The organism is Vibrio sp. L85, assembly GCF_963871815.1.
Taxonomy (GTDB): Bacteria; Pseudomonadota; Gammaproteobacteria; order Enterobacterales; family Vibrionaceae; genus Vibrio; species Vibrio harveyi.
This window is the reverse complement of the sequence record NZ_CAWMYL010000234.1, coordinates 256835-275061: the sequence shown is the minus strand read 5'-3', so window position 1 is coordinate 275061 and position 18227 is coordinate 256835. Positions and strand designations below refer to the sequence as shown.

The window sequence follows — 18227 nt, the reverse complement described above, 5'->3', positions numbered from 1 at the left end:
GCTTTTTTCATTTTGCTATCCTGTACTTGTTCATGGTTCGCTAATGTTTGATTTTCTGAAAAATTTTGTCCAGAGGCGTTTCACGGAGCTTAGCTTCGGGACAAAAGCGCCATAGAACATCCACTCTAAACATATGTGCCCCGAAGTTGTTCGCCTAATATTTGGGACACACTTTTCTTGCTATTAATTGACCTATTTCTCCTAATGATTCAATATGGCTCTGATTGAATAATGTGGTTCTGCATCTGTCTAGTGAGTAGGTTGCTATTCAATCTATGAGTAAATTTTTATACTTTACAATGATAGACCTACTTACAAGTAACATTGTGTTTTTGAACCTGTTAATTCCTAGGAGAAAGTATGGCATTTCAAAGAATGATGACAGATCGAATCAAAGTTATTAAAACTAATGGTGATGAGTATTCGGATTTAAAGGCTAGTGTGCAAGATAAAGGTATTTACCTTATGCAATCAAATGTTTTGATTGAAACAAATGATCTAATACAGAGGTTTATGTCTAGCGGCGGTGAAGAAACTTACAAAGTAATAGATCCAGGCTTTCACGAAAAATTTCATTCAATACCAGCACATTATCAAATCAAAGCTAAAAAGTTAGGTATTCCAGAAGCTAAGGAAGCAGTTCAAAATATTACTTACAACTTCCATGGTGACAATGCTCGAGTTAACAATAACTCGGTAGACAACTCAACTAATATCGTCAATCAGAACTCTGAAATCGTAGAGCATATACTGCTCCTTCGAAGCGAAATTGATAGGCTTGTTCAAGATACTGCTGAAAAGAAAGAAGCATTGGAAGTTGTTGATGCAATTGAACTACAGATTCAGTCAGACAAACCGAGTAAAGCAGTTGTCAAAACTTTGCTAAGTGCGCTGCCTCATGCGGGCAGTATCGCTAGTGTAGGCTCATTTCTACTTTCGATACTTTAGGATTTCAATTTAATGACTGCACACGAAAAGATTAAGAAATACGCTTGTATACAGGAGATAACATGAAGAATTTGGATTGTGAATCAAGTATACCTTTATCTATAAAAAAACGGCGTGAAAGTAACTTAAAAAATGCACTTAAATTCATTCTTGCTGATCAAACTATAGAGCTATTAGACATTTCATTTCCATATGTTTTGAAAAACCTTAATCGTGTTCTCACCCGTTATTGTCAATTGGCGCTAGATGGAGAAAACTTTTACAATTCTGATGCGAAAGGAATCGATGCATGGGTGGAACTACCTAACAAAGGCAAATTTGTGATTAAGTTTCCCATTCCAAATGAACTGTATAGCGAGGAGGTTTTTAATCATTCAAGGTGGAGCGGCAATGGTTCAATTCTTGGGTTAGGTGAAGAAGTAATCATGGACTATTTTTTCCCTTACTTAATAAGATATGTATCGCAAAATTATGATAATTTAACGGAAGAAGATAAAGCAATACTTCTAAATCCATATGATTGGGATTTTGGTCCTTCATAGTAAGGGGTTGCACCACCGAAACTAGACAGTTAATTAAACGACTTTTCATTAGCTGAGTTTATTCATGGATTGCTAATTTAGCAAAATGAATAACTCATAAATGTCCAGTTGTGAGCTACGATACCAGTAGTTAAAATTGTACGATCTAGTCGGAACTAATACATTTTGCTTACCACTTCTCTTCGCTCCCGTCATCGCTTCTCGGGTCGATGCTTTCGCTTTTCGGCACAATATGCATTTCTAAATTTAGCGACGATAAAATGCGAAATAGAGTCTGAATCCTTGTGGTTTCTGGATTAAGCTCAAACTTAGAAACCGTGTCTTGTTTTATACCTACAGGATCAGCAACCTTATTCTGAGATAGGTTGCTACTTTTTCTTTCATCACGAAGATGTATCGCTAACTGCTTAGGCGATGTTATCAACATAACAATCCCTCATATTACCCTCTATAGAGGGTAGTTTTAGCTTTACCCGCAGTCAAGGGTAAAATAAAAAACAGCCCTTTGGGCTGTTTGGTTCTAGTTTGTTGGTGCTTCTACGCTTACTGAGTATGTAATTAGATTTTTAGCATCTTCGCTAACCTTTTTCGGTTTGGCTTGTAATCCAATGACGTTAAGGTCTGAGTGTAAGTTGCAAATTTTTTTAAACCGAAATGGGTTATCGGATAATCCCGAAATATGCAGTATGAACGACACAGCTACTTAACCTAACTCTTCGCACAACTTTAAAGGTCATACTGCAAGCAGTGTGACTGAGCTACCTTATATTAGGAACTACGCTGCATTGCGCTTAAAGTTCTCAGCCTGCTCAAAAATCTCTTTATACACTTCATCACGATCAATCGGTGGGTAGCCCCACTCATCGAGCAAAATGATCAGGTCAAAGTGCAATTCAGCTTTGATATCATCTCGCTTGTTCCAATCTGTATACTTGGCTTTATCATCAATGACTTTCTTCACTTCTTTAGATAGATCAAGCAGCTTCTCTTCAGGATAGGTAAAGTCGTACTTATGAGCTAATGAAATGAGAATGTCGTAAAAGGCTTTTTCTTCAAAATCTATCCCCATTTCACCGAATGAAGCCATTTCAGCACGTAGTTCATTGTAAAGGTTAATAATTTCATCAGAAAAATCATTAATGACTTCCGAGCGAAGTACATCCTTTTCGTCACGCTCATTGTACTTTTCAACCAACATATTCATTTTCTTAGTGAAATCGACACCTTTCACTTTATTGGTCTTTTTAAACTCCCCAATCGCTTTAGCCAGCATTTGCTGAAGCAGTTGAAGCTTTGTATTTGGCTGTTTCACCATCTCCAATTTGGCAAGATAATCATCATCGAAAATATCAATCTCACCACCGTCTTTCTCACCCAGTTTAAAGATCTCTTCAACACCATCACTGATAAGCGCATCTTTAACCAAATCACGCACTCTGCGGTTCATCTGGTCAACATCTGGCGCACCACCCGTAGTGATCTTAAACACGATGGTTCGAACCGCTAGATAATAGTGAATCTTGTCCTTATGCTCTTTGGTCAGCTCACTACTACCCACACAAATGTCATAAGCTGATTTAAGGCGTTTGGTCAGTTCCATAAACGTCTTTTCAAACTTCTTGGTTCTTAGTGCAAAATCAGCCGAAGCATTTAAGCAATGTAACTGCTCTAGTGGTGTACCATTAAAGTAGGGCTTAGAGTCGAACTTATGGAACAGCCCATCCAACAGGCTCAAGTGATCCTTAACGATAATGACCGACTGTTTAATGTCTTCTAGATCCTGATCTTGCCCTGCTGTGTATTGAGAAAGTGCAAGGTTCATCTGTTTTTTTATGCCGATGTAATCGACTACCAGACCATTCTCTTTACCTTCAAATTTACGGTTTACTCTCGAAATGGTTTGGATCAGATTATGCTTTTGCAAAGGCTTATCAATGTAGATGGTATCGAGGAACGGTACATCAAAGCCCGTTAGCCACATATCGACAACAATAGCGATTTTGAAGTTCGATTTACCATTTTTAAACTGACGATCCAGCTCTTTACGGTACTCTTTATTGCCGAGTTTGTTCCAGAGAGCTTTATCATCGTCTTTGTTACGAGTCATAATCATCTTGACTCGTTCCATCGGCTTCACTTTCTTCTTATCACTTTCTGATAGAGTTGCACCGTCTTCACAGACTTTTACTTCATCCCACTCAGGGCGAAGCTTAAGCAGCTCTTTATAGAACTGGTAAGCGATTTCACGACTACTACAAACGAACATTGCTTTGCCTTTTTGAGTCGTGCCTTCTTCAACACGATTCTCATAATGCTCAACAAAGTCTTTTGCTATAGCTTTGATACGATCTGGGTCGCCCAGTATGGTAGACATACTTGCCATAGCCGTTTTGCTTTTATCTATTTGATATTCATTTGTTCCAGCGTCTTCACACTCTTTATAGTATTTTTCGACTTCATCAAGCTGGCGACCATCAAGTAGCACTTTTGCAGCTCGACCTTCATAAACAATACGAACAGTAATTTCATCGTAAACCGATTCTGTCATTGTGTAGCTATCGACAACCGCACCAAATACATCCAACGTTGCGTCAATCGGTGTACCAGTAAAACCGACATAAGTCGCGTTTGGTAAAGAGTCGTGAAGATACTTAGCAAAGCCGTAAGTCTTTTTCACGCCGTCTTCAGTAACGGTAATTTTCTGTTCTAAATTGGTTTGGCTACGGTGTGCTTCATCCGAGATACAAATGACATTGGTTCGCTCAGTCAGCAGCTCCAAATCTTCCGTAAATTTATGGATGGTAGTTAAGAATACACCGCCACTTTTACGCCCTTTCAGGTGTTCTCGAAGTTCAGCACGGCTCTCTACGCTAATGATATTTTGATCACCCACGTAACCTTTTGCATTAGTGAATTGACCTGAAAGCTGATCATCTAGATCAGTACGGTCAGTGATGAGAATGATAGTGGGACTACCCAGTTCGACATCTTTCATCAGTAGACGAGATAGGAACAACATTGTGTAGCTCTTACCACAACCAGTCGCACCGAAATACGTACCCCCCTTACCATCACCACTCACCAACTTTCCGTACTCATCAAAGTACTTCATATGTTGTTTTATATTGGCAAAAAGCTTTGTTGCTGCATAATACTGAGGATAACGACAAACAATCTTCTCTTGTTTGCTTGAGGTATCTGGTAGGTAGATAAAGTGACGAATCACATCGGTAAGGCGTTTCTTATTGAACAAGCCGCTGATCATCGTAAACAGTGAATCAATGCCGTCTTTGTCTAGCTTCTCTTCACCCGTAATTTTACGCCAAGAGTAAAAGAACTCGTATGGGGCAAAGTACGACCCCATTTTGCTGTTCACGCCATCACTAATCACACACAGAGCGTTGTATTTGAATAGTTCAGGGATATCTCGATCATAACGAGTAGTTAGCTGCTTATACGCATCATAGATAGTCGCTTCTTCACGAATAGCACTCTTAAATTCAAATACCACAAGAGGTAAGCCATTGATGTAAAGAATCCCGTCTGGGATACGCAGCTCATAGCCTTGTATCTCCATTTGGTTGACGATGCGATAGATATTACCGTCTTGCTTTGGTAAGTAACTCAAACTCGATTCTGCTACTTTTAGCTGGTCACTAGCCTCTGATTCAAGAGCTGCTACAACACTTTCAAAGTCGATAAGCTGAATGTATAAATCTTTCTGACTTACATCTTCACGCTTTAACAAAAAGCCATCAGAGACAAACTTCATTATGGCTTTGTTGGTATCGTAGAGATCCGAAGCTGGAAGATACTCAAGCTTATGGATAATTTGCTCTATCTCATAGGCTGTAATACCTTCCGCTTGATAACGTTTGGCTAGAAATTCACGAAGATCGGGCTTAATCAGCACATCTTCAGGTGATCGCTCAATCGCTTCACCACGAGAATGGGGGTAGCCTTCTTTCCCTAGCAGTTCAATGATGGCTTGCTCTAGCCTTTCTTCTGTGAATTTCATTAATTAAGCCTTCGAGATCCTTTGTAAAATTATTTGTGATAGATTTTTTAGCTGAATCTGAGAATTTTTTATCACATCAACATTGTCAGTTATCTTATTGATAATATCTTCGAGTTGAAGAATCACACCACCGTCTGGTCTTATAATATTAATCTTTACTAAATCTTTTATCGGCAACTGTGGTTGAGCAGAACCTGACAAAAAAGATTCAATTTTATTTTTCATTTCAACACTTTGAAGCAACGAAAAAATAAAACCCGAATACTCTTCAGCTTTAGGTCTGATAATTAACATTCCAGAATTGATTCGCATATGCTCATAAGGGGTTACACTAGAAAATCTAGCGACATTTCCGATTGTCCCTCTAGTTGTCAGAACCACATCATTGACCTGAAGCTTCCCTTTCCTTAGCAAAGAATCTCTTTCTTGATCAATAAAAGATAGATTCTCAAATAGGAATCCTTTTTTAGTAACATTGCCTGTATTCAGAAACAAACAATACCCTTGAGCTTTCATTTGCTCTTTGCTTGGGTAGTTTTTGCCACGGTCTCCATCAATCAAATCAGACATATCGCTAAGGTTTCCGAATGACCAACCATCAGGTATATTTTTTTCTAATTCTTCACAATGCTTCATCTCACCACCTGAAGACTTGTAAGGCTTCCCTTCTAGTTCAGGCTTACCGATGGATTCTGCGTATTCTTTTGATATCGGGAACTCAAAATCGACAAACCATTGTTGGTAAATAGCTTGAGCGGTATCTTCTAGCTTTTGAGTAAGTTGTTCGTTGAGTGCAATACGGTCATTCACCACATTGTATTCACGCACGATTTCGCGCTGCTTTTCTATAGATGGGATTGGTAGTTCCATATCGCAAAAGTCAGCCCAGCTAAAACCACCACGAACACTATTGTCAGTCATAAACCAAGCGTTTCGGTCGAACTCTGAGCGTCTGCACCACATCATCAGATATGCAGGTAAAAGCTCTTCTTCATCCTTTACCTCAAAAACCACATATGCTGGCGATACAATAATTGGTTCATCATCTTCAAGCATTGAAATGGGCAACACTTCATCTCGGCCAACGTGCATTGGGTTAAATGCAAATTGATTTTTCTTAACAACTCGGTACTTGCTTAGATCTGTACCATTGATGTTCGCAACCGAAGGCATAAAGTGTTTATTGATGTTTATCCCTTTAAGCGAAGAGACAGAGTCATCCGTATTTTTTAGTTTGATTTGGGTGACGTAATCACCAATACGCTTATAGTGTGATCTCATAGCCCAACTCTTCAAATACAGATAAAAGTTCCGATTTCGACTTTTCTTCTTGCTTCAATAGTGCTGTAAAGTCATCTCGCATTTGACTCATTTTCTGGTCAAAATCGACATCTTCATCGTGATTCTTAAACTCGATGTATTTACTTGGCACTAATGAGTAGTCTTTTGCTGCGATCTCTTCTTTAGTCGCAGAGTAACAATACTCAGCAATATCTTTGTATTCGGTTTCGGCACGTACTTCTTGCCAAGTGTGAAGCGTTTCAGCAATTTCAGAGATTTTCTCTGGAGAGAATTGAACGTACTTTTTCTCAAATGCTTCACCGTGTTTACGTAAGTCCATAAACAGAACTTTGTCTTCACGGTTACGGTAATGACGAGTCAGGTCTTCGTGTGGAACAGTTCGCTCTTTCTTGTTCTTATTAACAACCCAAAGTGTCACACTGATATCGGTGGTATAGAACATCTTCATCGGCAAAATGATGATCGCTTCTACTAAACCATTCTCGACAAGTTTCTGGCGAATAGCTTTTTCTGTCCCATCACCTGATAACGCACCGTTAGCTAGAATAAATCCAGCCACACCGTTTTCAGACAGCTTAGAAACCATATGCAAAATCCAACCATAGTTAGCATTGCCTGTTTGCGGTGTTTCGTAGCCGTCCCAGCGATGATCATCAACTAGCTCATCAGAAGCTCGCCAGTCTTTTTGGTTAAATGGTGGGTTTGCCATTATGAAATCAGCTTTAAGAGTTTCATGCTGATCATTGGCAAAGGTATCTTTTGCCGCTGCACCAAGGTTGGCAGAGATACCACGAATAGCGAGGTTCATTTTCGCTAGTTTGTAGGTTGCACCTGTGTACTCTTGACCATACACAGAAATGTCTTTCTTATTGCCTTTGTGGTTCTCAATGAACTTCATTGACTGAACAAACATACCACCCGAACCACAACAAGGGTCATAGATTTTACCTTTGTATGGCTCAATCAATTCTGCGATTAGGTTAACGATGCTCTTTGGTGTATAGAACTCGCCCTTACCCTTACCCTCTGCAATCGCAAATTTAGACAAGAAATATTCGTAGACTCGACCTACTACATCTTCATGCGGATTCGCTAGGGTGTCGATGTTGTTAATCACGTCAATCAGCGCAGATAGCTTGCTGACATCCAAACCAAGACGAGAGAAATAGTTATCAGGCAATGCGCCTTGTAATGCTTTGTTGGTTTTCTCGATGGTGCTTAAAGCAGTATCGATCTTTAGAGCAATATCTTCTTGTTTAGCGTTTTGCTGAACAAAGCTCCAACGACTGTTTTCTGGTAGATAAAACACATTGTCTTTGGTGTAGGCAGGAACCATATCAACGTGCTTTTCCAGCCCTGAATCAATCAGCTTTTGGCGCTGTTTCTCAAATGTATCACTGATGAACTTGAGGAAAATCAGGCTCAATACGATGTGTTTGTATTCTGACGATTCAACACTACCACGCAGCTTGTTTGCCGCATCCCAGAGTGTTTCTTCAAATGATTTTTCTTTCTTCTTTGCTGCTGGTTTCTTAGCCATGTTCTTATTTGCCATGCGAGATTTTGGCAAATTCTACATCAATATGAAACAAGCGACTAGGAATCGCATCAAGGTTCAAGGAATGTCTAAGAAAGCATGAGGCTAACGGTACAATCGACTCTTCATCATTAATTCTGGGTTGTAAGTACAATAATCGCAGAAAATGAAATCGACCAGCAAGCAACGAACCAGCTTGGAAAGTCTACTTTTCTGATCTGATGGTCGATAAAGGAATCATTATTTGCAAGGTAACAAGATACGTAAATATTAGAGATGATAATATAAAACTCAGTAGAAGCGTCGTACTCAACAGCTAAGCTCATTTGAAGAACGCAGTGTATCTATTGTCAGCGTAAACGCATTCAACATTCCATTAAGTTTTGCAGTTTCAAAGCTCAGTTTTTTCGTTCTCTCAGCGATCATCCCTTCAAGTGTCGGGAAACATTCGGCTAAGTTTTTATACGCCTCAGCTTCCCCCGCTAACTCTGTTTTTTTTGCTTGTAGACAGTCGATCTGCATTTGGACATGATCAAGCACATTTGCTATTCCTCCATCAGAATTATTGCCGTTTTCTGATGTTAGTGGGTTAACTCGACAACCAGATAGCAGCTCAGCCTGGTCTCTATCACCACATACTTTCACAAATTCAGGGTTTTGGTCACGCCTTGGTGATAGTTGTAACAAGAGATTTTGATTTTTTAGTCTACATATTTGTCGATAAGCAATTTTTCTCAACTCCTTATCATCAACATTTTTATATCCTCGATCTAGTGTCTTTATTCTCATAACAAACTGATCAAGCGTAATTCTCTCATCGTTTGAAAGAGCGTTGTAAATACTAAAAAATGGTTCTCTCAATCGTATAGTCATTTTTTGATACCTGTAAAAGCACACCTACCCACTATAATGGGTTGACCAATAAAGATCAACGTGAAAAAAAGGAAGGCATAAAATCCTCGTCATATGAAATGACTCTAAATAAAAATCATAAAAATGAATAAGATAGTGCGAGAGTTTGCAAAGAATCTGCACGAGCAGAGAGTTAGAAAAAAAATTTCGCAAGAAAAGTTAAGTCTAGCTTGTGGGTTTAACAAAAAGTTAGTGGGAATTTTGGAACGTAGCGAACAGCGAATAACATTGGAAAAAGTATATATACTTGCAGCTCACTTAGACTGCTCAATTTACGACTTACTGCCGCACGAAGATCCTCAACATATTGAAGCAATGATTAAACTCGATGAGTAACTAGAATCATTATATATCTACACTTTCGATAGGAAAGAAATACCTAAGCTTTTGATATATATAAAGATAAAGAAAAATCAGTCTAGTAAATAAACCATCCGCTTCATGCGGATGGTTAACCTATATGGCTTTGACGAAACTAAACTGCAACTTGAGCTTTGATTGCAGGCTGTGGATCGTAACCAACCAACTCAAAATCTTCCAACTTGTAATCATATATAGATGCAGGTTTACGCTTAAGCTTAAGCTGTGGAAGGGGAGTAGGAGTTCTCTGTAACTGAGTTTTAACTTGATCAATATGGTTAGAGTATATATGCGCATCACCGATACTCATGATCAGTTCGCCAACTTCAAGGTCACATTGTTGCGCTAGCATATATACCCAAAGTGCCGCTTGAGCTGTATTGAATGGATGCCCCAAGAAAAGATCATTTGATCGAATCGTACACATCAAATTTAATTTATTATCAATAACTTGGAACTGATAAAGTAAATGACATGGTGGTAACGCCATCTTTCCTTGACGAACATTTTCATGTGGAGTCAATTTTTCATCGGGTAAATACTCCACATTCCAACCGTGGAACAAAATCCTTCTAGAAGTAGGATTGTTTTTTAGCAAATCAACAACATAATCAATTTGATTGATAGTTGAACCGTCTTTGGTTTCCCAAGCAGTCCATTGTTTGCCATAAACGGGACCTAACGAACCATCTTCTAAAGCCCACTCATTCCAAATTCTAGCATCGAGGTCATTGATATTCGTACTACCTGATATGAACCAAAGTAATTCATTTACTATCGATTTAAAATGAACCTTTTTAGTTGTAAGTAGCGGAAACCCTTTAGCTAAATCAACACGATACATGCGACCAAATACTGATAATGTACCAGTACCAGTTCTATCTCCTTTAACGGATCCGTTCTCTAAAACGTCTTCTAATAACTCTAAATATTGTTTCATTTGTTAAGTTCTTCTAATAAGTTAATTCTATCTTCAAGAGACCGTGCCTTGAGTCTCTCCTTCTCTAGTTCTTTCTTGTACCAATCAACAAGATCCGCCTTTCTGCTCAGTTGAATGTCTAGTTGTCCTGCTTCTTGCGAAAGCGTCTGGAACTTAGTAAACCAGTACACAAGCTCATTTTTTGCATTCTCCAACTGATTTTCTAACTCTGTTACATGATCTTTCTTATCACTTTTATCTTGCTCTTTCTTATTCTTTTTTATTATTTTTATACGTTTAAGTTCGTCAGAGACTGTTGTTTCTATCTGAAGATCGCCCACAGTTAGGCTTCTATTCCTCAGTGTGTTTCTATGAAGACCAGACTGGCGTTCTAGTTCGGCTAAAGTCGCAGATAACGTTTTATCGTTTTCTATGATTTTCAGAGCTTTATTTATCTTCTCTGTGTTCTCTAGAAAGTCCGCTTGGTTTTTATCATCAAACTCATAACTCGTTGTGGCGCTCATGATATTATCAGCTCCTCACCTAGATCCAATAGAACTGCTTCAGCTTCTTGCATAGCTGCCAATATCTGCTCCTGCTTATCTTCAAAACCTTCTTTTCCTACTAGTGCCTTGTTCGACAAATAGACTTCTCTCCACTTGGGAGCATGAGCTTTTGTTACAATAGAATTTTTACACCGCAATGGATTACAACGTAGCCCCCCAAGACATGGCAGAGAGTCATCAAACTTTTCCATCTCATTATCGCCAAAACAGAAGCCTGTACCTACATTTACAATTGCCATCCCTTGCTCTGCCATGGCTTCGTAGATTTCATCATCAGAGAAGCCTTCTGCTCGATACCCTATAAATGCCTGAGTAAGCCTCTCTTTATGCTCTTTCCCTTTCTCTCCCAAATACGTTCCGTCAGGGTTCATAGTAGACTTGACGCTTTCAATCTCGGCTTGTTGACGAATTGACTGCCGCTTTCCTTTTGTCGCGTCACTACTAAGTCTTTCAGCTATCTCACCATACTCCAAAGTGACATCACTAGTACTTTTGTATCCAGAGTGTTTAGAAATACTCTCAACTACATGCTTCAATTGATATGAAATGAAAGGCAACCCAAGATCAACTCGGTATAACTGATACGCTAGAGTATGTCTGTACATATATGTGGTGAACTGAAGCTCTTTCCATTGCTCAACACTAAACAACCTAACAAAATACTTCTAAAAAGAATGCTTTATACCCTGTGAACTCATTGATTCTGGCTTCGAACCATACTCAACCGTATCAGCATTACTAAACAAATATGGGTTGTTTTTGCACTTAGCTATTAACTTTGCAGCGGTAATAGCATCTTTCATGATCGGGATAGTTACAAACTTGTCATCAAAAAGGTTAAAACTTTCTGATTTGCCTTTTTTCTCTTCGGTAACAATTAGGTCATCACCTTCAGAAGTTACAAGACAGCTCTCTATTATTATTTCCGAAAGAGCATTCGGTCTCATGCCAGAAAATTGTGCGATTATGTAACAGCATGCATCGTATACTTCATTAATCTTATTCCTGACTTCTTCAAAACTCTCAAAGCCATGACGCTCACTGATTTTTTTTCTTAACTTATGCTCTGAGAGTTTATTAGTGCCATCAACATACAAACCTGGATGAATAGTCACTATCTTAGATATCTCAGCTTCAGAATATCCTTTTCTGAATAACCTTATTACAGCATAGTCATCTATCAACTCACGGGTGATACCAAGACAAGGTGCTGAACTACCTAAAGCATCAAGATGTTTGAGAGCAAGTTGATCAAAAATATCCTCATTGCAACCTCTTAATAGGTCAACAATGCGATATGTTGAGTGGGATACAAGTTTTTCAAAGACATCATTTTCAAAAACTAATCTAGCCTTTCGTTTCTTAGTCTTCCGCTCAGGAAACTCAAGAACCCCAAAATCAACCTGAATGCTATGATCCAGAATTTTTACTGCAAAAGGATGCTTTAAGTAATAGCAAAACTTCCAAAAAGCATTATCCACTGTATAAGGATAATCTTTTGCGGCTTCTTTAAAATCAGACTCTAAAATATCTGAAAGCGTCTGATATTTCTCATTAATAAAGTCTATCGGAGCATCATCAGATATCTTTTTGAATACATGATCTAAAAATCGCAAACCAGACTCGAACTGTGAGATTGCAGTATTAGGCTTGATACTTTTTTTGCCTTTTGAGCCTTCAGAAAACACTACTGCATTTAGCATTAAGTAATTTAATAAGCATTTGATTTCTATAATTATATAGTTTGGTATACAGCTATATTTATAGAAATCGATTCGTAGCTTCGAGCCAGCCACATTCTTGGAAGGATTCAGAGCATCATCATTATAATCCCAAGTCATCTCACCAAACTTAGAAAGCTTGGTGACTGGCATCTGAGTCAGTAGATGAGCATAAGAGTTAATATCGATATCCTGTGAAAAAATATGCTGCTGGGTTACAAAGTTCTGGACCACCTTTTTATTTTCACTGAACTTATTCAACAGTGCTATTTGACTCTTCTGTTCCATTCTATGCTCCAGCACTATCGATAATATTAGTTTCTACAAAAAGAGATAGTCTCTCGCCCTCATCCAACTCTTTTTTAGAAAAACCATCTTCACCAGGGGTTAGTATTTCTTCTAGTAGAGATAGGTTTTCTTGTATAACAACCCCATAGGGAGTAGTCATGATCCTACTGTTCTGCATAAGAAGGAGATAATCTCTGCGCATAGCAAATAGTTCAGGTATGTGAGAAGCAATAAGCATTACATTTTCACAACCCAAACACTTGTTGTACTGGGAACATGCCTGCCCCTCTACAAACGCCGACGAATTCCTGATGAAGTCAGGGGGATCAAAAATATTGGCGCACCCACCTAGAGGAGTTGTAAAAACAACCTGGTCTTCATTATCTAAGTACTTTTTAGGTCTCTTACTCTTATTTTTCTGAGCTAAAGCACCTGTATGAATTTTTTTCAGCGCTGCGTACAATTTTTGTCTTGCTACGCGACTAAAATCAAGACGGTCAAGGTAGTTCGTTGTTGTAGATAAGTACTTATGACCCAGCATCAATTGGATCTCTCTAATTGATACATCTTTTTCTATCAGCTCGCTTACAAAAGTTGGTCGGAACCGCGCGATATTTAGCTGCGTTGGATCACCATCATCATTAACAATTGAGTGTTTGCTAACATAATTGTTAAAGTAACTTGTCAATGATTCAATCGCCATGACTTTTCCATAAGTTGCACGTCCCGTGCTTTTTATTAAAAATAGCCTTTTTGATATCTCTGCTGGCGCATCCTTTCTAATCTCTTTTGTTAACGCTATTACTGTATCGAATATATCTTTAACTGCTTTACTTTGAGATACTGTTAACCACTGCAACTCAGCTTTAAAAATATCGAGATGATAAGGTTTTTCACCTCCGCTACGTTCTTTCCAGTACGTAAGGCAAGGTCTTGACGTAATTTTATGCTGCATTAAATAATCATCAATTTCCAACGCACATATAGAGTCTGAATTTATACCCGTAATCTGAGCAAGGCGAAGAACAAATGGAGCTATTAATGCTCTATCTACAACAGGAATCACCCCCCAGTCTTTATAGAGTTGATGCAACTCTACATCATTAGACAGGATAATTCGTAAAAATGCGTCAGCAAAAACAGATGATGTATGACCATAGAAAACTGGCTCACAACCTAAGTGATTTTCAAATAGAAACCTCGCATTATCTAATGTCCCTTTTTTTGGAATCACATGATAGTCTGAATTTAAAGGGTATTCACCGACACCCGTATAAACATATGGCTCCATTAATTGCTTAGTTTGAGATATATCCGAAGCTAACGCATCATTGATCTGTTTACGCTCTCCGAGCGAGTAAGGTCGGTACATATCTGTTACACGCCCAACATCTTCGATTCCTTCAACGTCATAAAATGTCGTAAAACCAAGATTTTTAATTTGTGTAGCGCGTTTCAAGGTTTGCCTCAAACAAGAAATTATTGTGGCTGCACTACTAGGAGCAATATTTTTATTATCAATATTGGGGAGGATATAGTTTTTTCTGAAGCGACTTAAAAGGAACTCTTCAAGAATATCTTCTAAGGGAGTATCGGAGGGAACAGAAGATTCAATCAAAAAGTCTACGAAATGCTTATATGCAATTTTATAGTTGCTTATTCCAGAGTCACTATCAACAGACTTCAACTTAGCGGCAAATAACTGCCTAACTTGAACGTATGGCTCTGTATTATTTGTTATCTGAGTTAAATCACCAGCATCTTCCAGAGGTAAGTCAGATAAGTATGCCCATTCGTCGCGTTTTTGCTGTGCTCGTTCTTGAATGTTACTATCTCTTAGAGCAGCTCTATCTTTGGACAATACATAATTTTTATCTAAGATGCCTAACTCCAGCAGTTCATCATTGAACTCCGAAGATAGAGCAGCAACGATTTTGTAATTCTTTCCGCCACGATAGTTTGGTATGTAATTTTTAAACTGGATGCTGTTGCCAAAAATTTTTAGTTCGAACTTTTCTTCTAAGGACAGGCTAGCCCACCAGACTTTCATATTTCTTCTAATTTCGAGAGCTGAAGCTATTTCCTCAGGGAGAATGACTTCATACTCAATCATAAGCCCTCTGATCAACTCAATTAGTTCGGGATACCTGAGGAGTTGAGCTTGTGTTGCTCCCACGGTCTCTTGAAGGTACTTGTTAGACGGAACCGCTCCAAATTTTTTACTGTGTGTTATTGGAATGTTTAGGAGTAGCTTTGGCTCATTCCTATATGACTCAAGCAAACTCTCCAGTTCTGCTTTTATCTGGGATGAATTTTTTCTACTCATTTTTTATCTCCCAATTTTATCGCTCTTTTCGTTTTTGCAGCGATACGTTCCATCAGTTGAAAGCGACACAACCTTTCACCATTTTCGTCAACTAACAGCGAAAGAATATCGTAAGGTATACTCGTATAGATTTGGGTGGTTTCTAACTTACTGTGACCTAGACATTTCTGTAGCGCAACAAGTCGATCTACATCGTCTTTACCAATATCTGGAGAACGTAGAAAGCCACCAGCAAAGCCATGTCTAATCTTGTGCGGCGAAATAGGTCGTGTAATGTGCCTTTTCTTTAATGCTCTATTAGAGACTCTCTCTACAAGTTTACTTACTGAAGATGCAGTAAATCCCCCTCCCTGAGCATTCAAAAATGCAGGTTTATCATCACCAAATTTTCGTGAGAACTTTTTGTAAAGGGGACTTGCATGATATTGCTTTATCCTTACTAAAGTATGCACACTTACTATCGTGTATCGGGGTTTTATTTCCCTATGACGCCCTTTAGAGCCAGGGATATAGAGTGACTTATAATTGGCAGGAACTTGGATAGTTTCTTCATCTATAATTACACTCTTGCGCTCAGAGCTATAAGCTTCATCAATGTGCGACTTCATTACTCGCGGAATCTCTGATCGTCTAACACCAGAGTCATACATAAATTGAAGTAAAGTTCTTTCCCTTTCATATGGAGTGTTTTGAATTAGAGAGATAACCTCATCTAAATCACACATTTCAATCAAATTTGAGTTAGGAGACCCTGATAACAACCCTTCTTCATACGGGTTATCATCTCTCAATGCTTTCTGGTTAGAAAACTCCGTACAAAGATAATTATCAAAAAAAGCCTTGAACGAAGCATCTCTATTTCTAACGGTTTTTGACACTAACCCCTGCACGTTGTTCATGTCAGTAAGATATTCTTCAATATGGTATGCCTGAACATAAAGATAAGCCTGATCTAATTTTTCATGCTTCAGTGATGGAAACCTCTTTAAGTAAGACAAAAGATAGATAAGGTTCTTTCCGTATGTTTTTGCTGTTGCAGCAGAAATCCGATTCTTACTCAACTCTCTGGTCAAATAATGCGAGATCATTGGAAGCACTTTCATCTCTTCGTTTAACGCTACAACTCCAGTAACAAACTCTGGAGTGATACTTGTTAAATCATAATCTTCATGGAGAAGAGACTTACTAAGATCTATTTCTTTTCTATCAACAACACATATTCCCATACTGTACACACCTAACCCACTCTACCTAAATAATAACAACATACTGTGCATTTGTAAAACCTCTCTTTTTAGGTGAATTTATTATAAAAAAAATGGGTACTATGACCCATAATGTGCATTTATATTTAGGGGTTATAAAAGCGGGACATCACAAGAGCGTTGCGTGCTGTTTAAGTAGAGCGTGTCACCTAACAGTGAGAAGTGGTGGCTGTACATACATGGACGCAAACAACCCATGTGGAATTCACCCGGGTTGTAGAAGTTTAGGATTTCACCACGGTCATCAACACCACGCGTTAAATCATCCACAATCTTACGCAGTTGGTCGATATGACCGCCATCTGGCTTCGCCCATGAACGACCTTGAACGCCATATACACGTCCCATGTCATCTTCACCTTTGCGGAACGGGTTGTTTAGCCATGCTTCATTTAGGTTTGCGTTCGCATCCCACGTTTTCGTACCTAGCTTACGGAAATCTTCTGCGTTGTCGTAGCCACGAATGTAGCCAAGTAGCTCAGCAACTGCCGCTTTCCAAAAGCTCTTACGTGTCGTAACTAATGGGAATTGGTTGTTGGCAACATCGTAGGTCAAGTCTGCGTTGATCACCGTTAGGCAGCGTTTGCCTGTGCGCTCGTTTTCAACCCAAGTGCCTTGGTCAACGATACGCTGACACAAATCTAAATACTGTTTCACACCAATTCCTTACTTCGTTTCTGCTTGGACTTTGTCTTGGTAAAGACCACGTTTGTACGCCCAAACCATCATAAGAACACCCAGAATGATCATCGGTGACGATAGGATTTGTCCCATCGAAATGTAACCACCAAATAGACCAAGCTGTGCATCCGGTTCGCGAACAAACTCAACTAGGAAACGGAATGTACCATATCCAGCTAAAAATAGCCCTGATACCGCACCTAAAGGACGAGGCTTTTTGATGAACCAGTTGAGAATGAAGAACAGCACAATGCCCTCTAGGAACATCTCATAAAGCTGAGATGGGTGACGAGGCAGTGGGCCACCATTCGGGAAGATGATCGCCCATGGCACATCTGTTACGCGTCCCCAAAGTTCACTGTTCATGAAGTTACCCATACGCCCCATGCCAAGACCAAACGGCACGAGCGGAGCCACAAAGTCAGCCACACCGAAGAAAGTTCGACCATTCTTATGTGCGTACCAGAACATTGCCGTGATAACACCTAACAAACCGCCGTGGAATGACATGCCGCCAGTCCAAACTTTAAATAGGTATAGGGGGTCTGCTAAGAACAAATCAAAGTTGTAGAAGATAACGTAGCCAACTCGACCACCAATCACTACCCCAAGGAAACCAGCGAACAACAAGTCTGAAACTTGTTCACGCGTCCAACCACTACCCGGTTTATCTGCGCGACGATTTGCCAACCATAGTGCGAACATAAAGCCGACAAGGTACATCAAACCGTACCAACGAACAGAAACAGGACCAATAGAGACTAAAACCGGATCAATATTGGGAAATTCTAAGTATCCCTGAGACATAACTCATTCTCTTCTTATTACTAATAAAACAGGTG

15 protein-coding genes and 1 pseudogene are annotated in these 18227 nt (G+C 39.1%); 3 read left to right on the top strand and 13 right to left on the bottom strand.

All coding sequences use genetic code 11. The features are described from left to right. The first annotated feature begins 360 nt into the window (after nucleotides 1-360). Both AACR11_RS22520 and AACR11_RS22515 read left to right on the top strand, forming a co-directional pair. Nucleotides 361-948, top strand: a complete 588-nt coding sequence (locus AACR11_RS22520; protein WP_079324473.1) for a hypothetical protein — start codon at nucleotides 361-363, stop codon at nucleotides 946-948. Nucleotides 949-1010: 62 nt separating this feature from the next. Continuing rightward, complete coding sequence (locus AACR11_RS22515; protein WP_031412873.1) at nucleotides 1011-1490, top strand: hypothetical protein; 480 nt, start codon at nucleotides 1011-1013, stop codon at nucleotides 1488-1490. Nucleotides 1491-1659: 169 nt separating this feature from the next. Here the strand turns inward: AACR11_RS22515 and AACR11_RS22510 are convergent, their stop codons facing one another. The 5 genes from AACR11_RS22510 to AACR11_RS22490 form a co-directional block, all read right to left on the bottom strand. Next, nucleotides 1660-1917, bottom strand: coding sequence for a helix-turn-helix domain-containing protein (locus AACR11_RS22510; protein ID WP_079324471.1), 258 nt, complete (start codon nucleotides 1915-1917; stop codon nucleotides 1660-1662). A 348-nt stretch (nucleotides 1918-2265) separates the two neighbouring features. Then, nucleotides 2266-5508, bottom strand: coding sequence for a type I restriction endonuclease subunit R (locus AACR11_RS22505; RefSeq protein ID WP_079324469.1), 3243 nt, complete (start codon nucleotides 5506-5508; stop codon nucleotides 2266-2268). A gap of 3 nt (nucleotides 5509-5511) precedes the next feature. Then, the gene (locus tag AACR11_RS22500) at nucleotides 5512-6789 is read right to left on the bottom strand and encodes a restriction endonuclease subunit S (protein ID WP_079324467.1); all 1278 of its coding nucleotides are present in this window, start codon (nucleotides 6787-6789) and stop codon (nucleotides 5512-5514) included. Next, on the bottom strand, nucleotides 6773-8365 hold the full coding sequence (locus AACR11_RS22495; RefSeq protein WP_079324477.1) for a type I restriction-modification system subunit M: 1593 nt from the start codon (nucleotides 8363-8365) through the stop codon (nucleotides 6773-6775). Before AACR11_RS22495 ends, AACR11_RS22500 begins: the two co-directional genes overlap by 17 nt. 291 nt (nucleotides 8366-8656) lie before the next feature. Next, complete coding sequence (locus tag AACR11_RS22490; protein WP_045490829.1) at nucleotides 8657-9220, bottom strand: hypothetical protein; 564 nt, start codon at nucleotides 9218-9220, stop codon at nucleotides 8657-8659. Nucleotides 9221-9343: 123 nt separating this feature from the next. On the opposite strand from AACR11_RS22490, the gene AACR11_RS22485 reads away from it, so the two are divergent. Beyond that, complete coding sequence (locus AACR11_RS22485; protein ID WP_045490827.1) at nucleotides 9344-9595, top strand: helix-turn-helix domain-containing protein; 252 nt, start codon at nucleotides 9344-9346, stop codon at nucleotides 9593-9595. Nucleotides 9596-9734: 139 nt separating this feature from the next. Here AACR11_RS22485 and AACR11_RS22480 read toward each other — a convergent pair whose 3' ends face one another. From AACR11_RS22480 to lgt, 8 genes and pseudogenes are all read right to left on the bottom strand, one after another. Further along, the gene (locus AACR11_RS22480; protein ID WP_045490825.1) at nucleotides 9735-10559 is read right to left on the bottom strand and encodes a thymidylate synthase; all 825 of its coding nucleotides are present in this window, start codon (nucleotides 10557-10559) and stop codon (nucleotides 9735-9737) included. Further along, nucleotides 10556-11062, bottom strand: a complete 507-nt coding sequence (locus tag AACR11_RS22475) for a hypothetical protein (protein ID WP_045490823.1) — start codon at nucleotides 11060-11062, stop codon at nucleotides 10556-10558. Before AACR11_RS22475 ends, AACR11_RS22480 begins: the two co-directional genes overlap by 4 nt. Next, nucleotides 11059-11709: a hypothetical protein gene (locus AACR11_RS22470; protein WP_079324465.1), complete on the bottom strand. Its 651-nt coding sequence runs from the start codon at nucleotides 11707-11709 to the stop codon at nucleotides 11059-11061. Before AACR11_RS22470 ends, AACR11_RS22475 begins: the two co-directional genes overlap by 4 nt. Nucleotides 11710-11769: 60 nt before the next feature. Further along, nucleotides 11770-13113 carry a hypothetical protein gene (locus AACR11_RS22465; protein ID WP_079324463.1) on the bottom strand — a complete coding sequence of 448 codons (1344 nt, stop codon included), beginning with the start codon at nucleotides 13111-13113 and terminating at the stop codon, nucleotides 11770-11772. A gap of 1 nt (nucleotide 13114) precedes the next feature. Beyond that, nucleotides 13115-15439, bottom strand: a complete 2325-nt coding sequence (locus tag AACR11_RS22460) for a tyrosine-type recombinase/integrase (RefSeq protein WP_079324461.1) — start codon at nucleotides 15437-15439, stop codon at nucleotides 13115-13117. Continuing rightward, complete coding sequence (locus AACR11_RS22455; protein WP_079324459.1) at nucleotides 15436-16665, bottom strand: tyrosine-type recombinase/integrase; 1230 nt, start codon at nucleotides 16663-16665, stop codon at nucleotides 15436-15438. The genes AACR11_RS22460 and AACR11_RS22455 overlap by 4 nt, the downstream gene beginning before the upstream one ends. A gap of 138 nt (nucleotides 16666-16803) precedes the next feature. Continuing rightward, nucleotides 16804-17361: pseudogene (locus AACR11_RS22450) on the bottom strand (thymidylate synthase); the annotation flags it as partial. 9 nt (nucleotides 17362-17370) lie between these two features. Beyond that, complete coding sequence (gene lgt, locus AACR11_RS22445; protein WP_005447915.1) at nucleotides 17371-18192, bottom strand: prolipoprotein diacylglyceryl transferase; 822 nt, start codon at nucleotides 18190-18192, stop codon at nucleotides 17371-17373. Nucleotides 18193-18227: the final 35 nt, after the last annotated feature.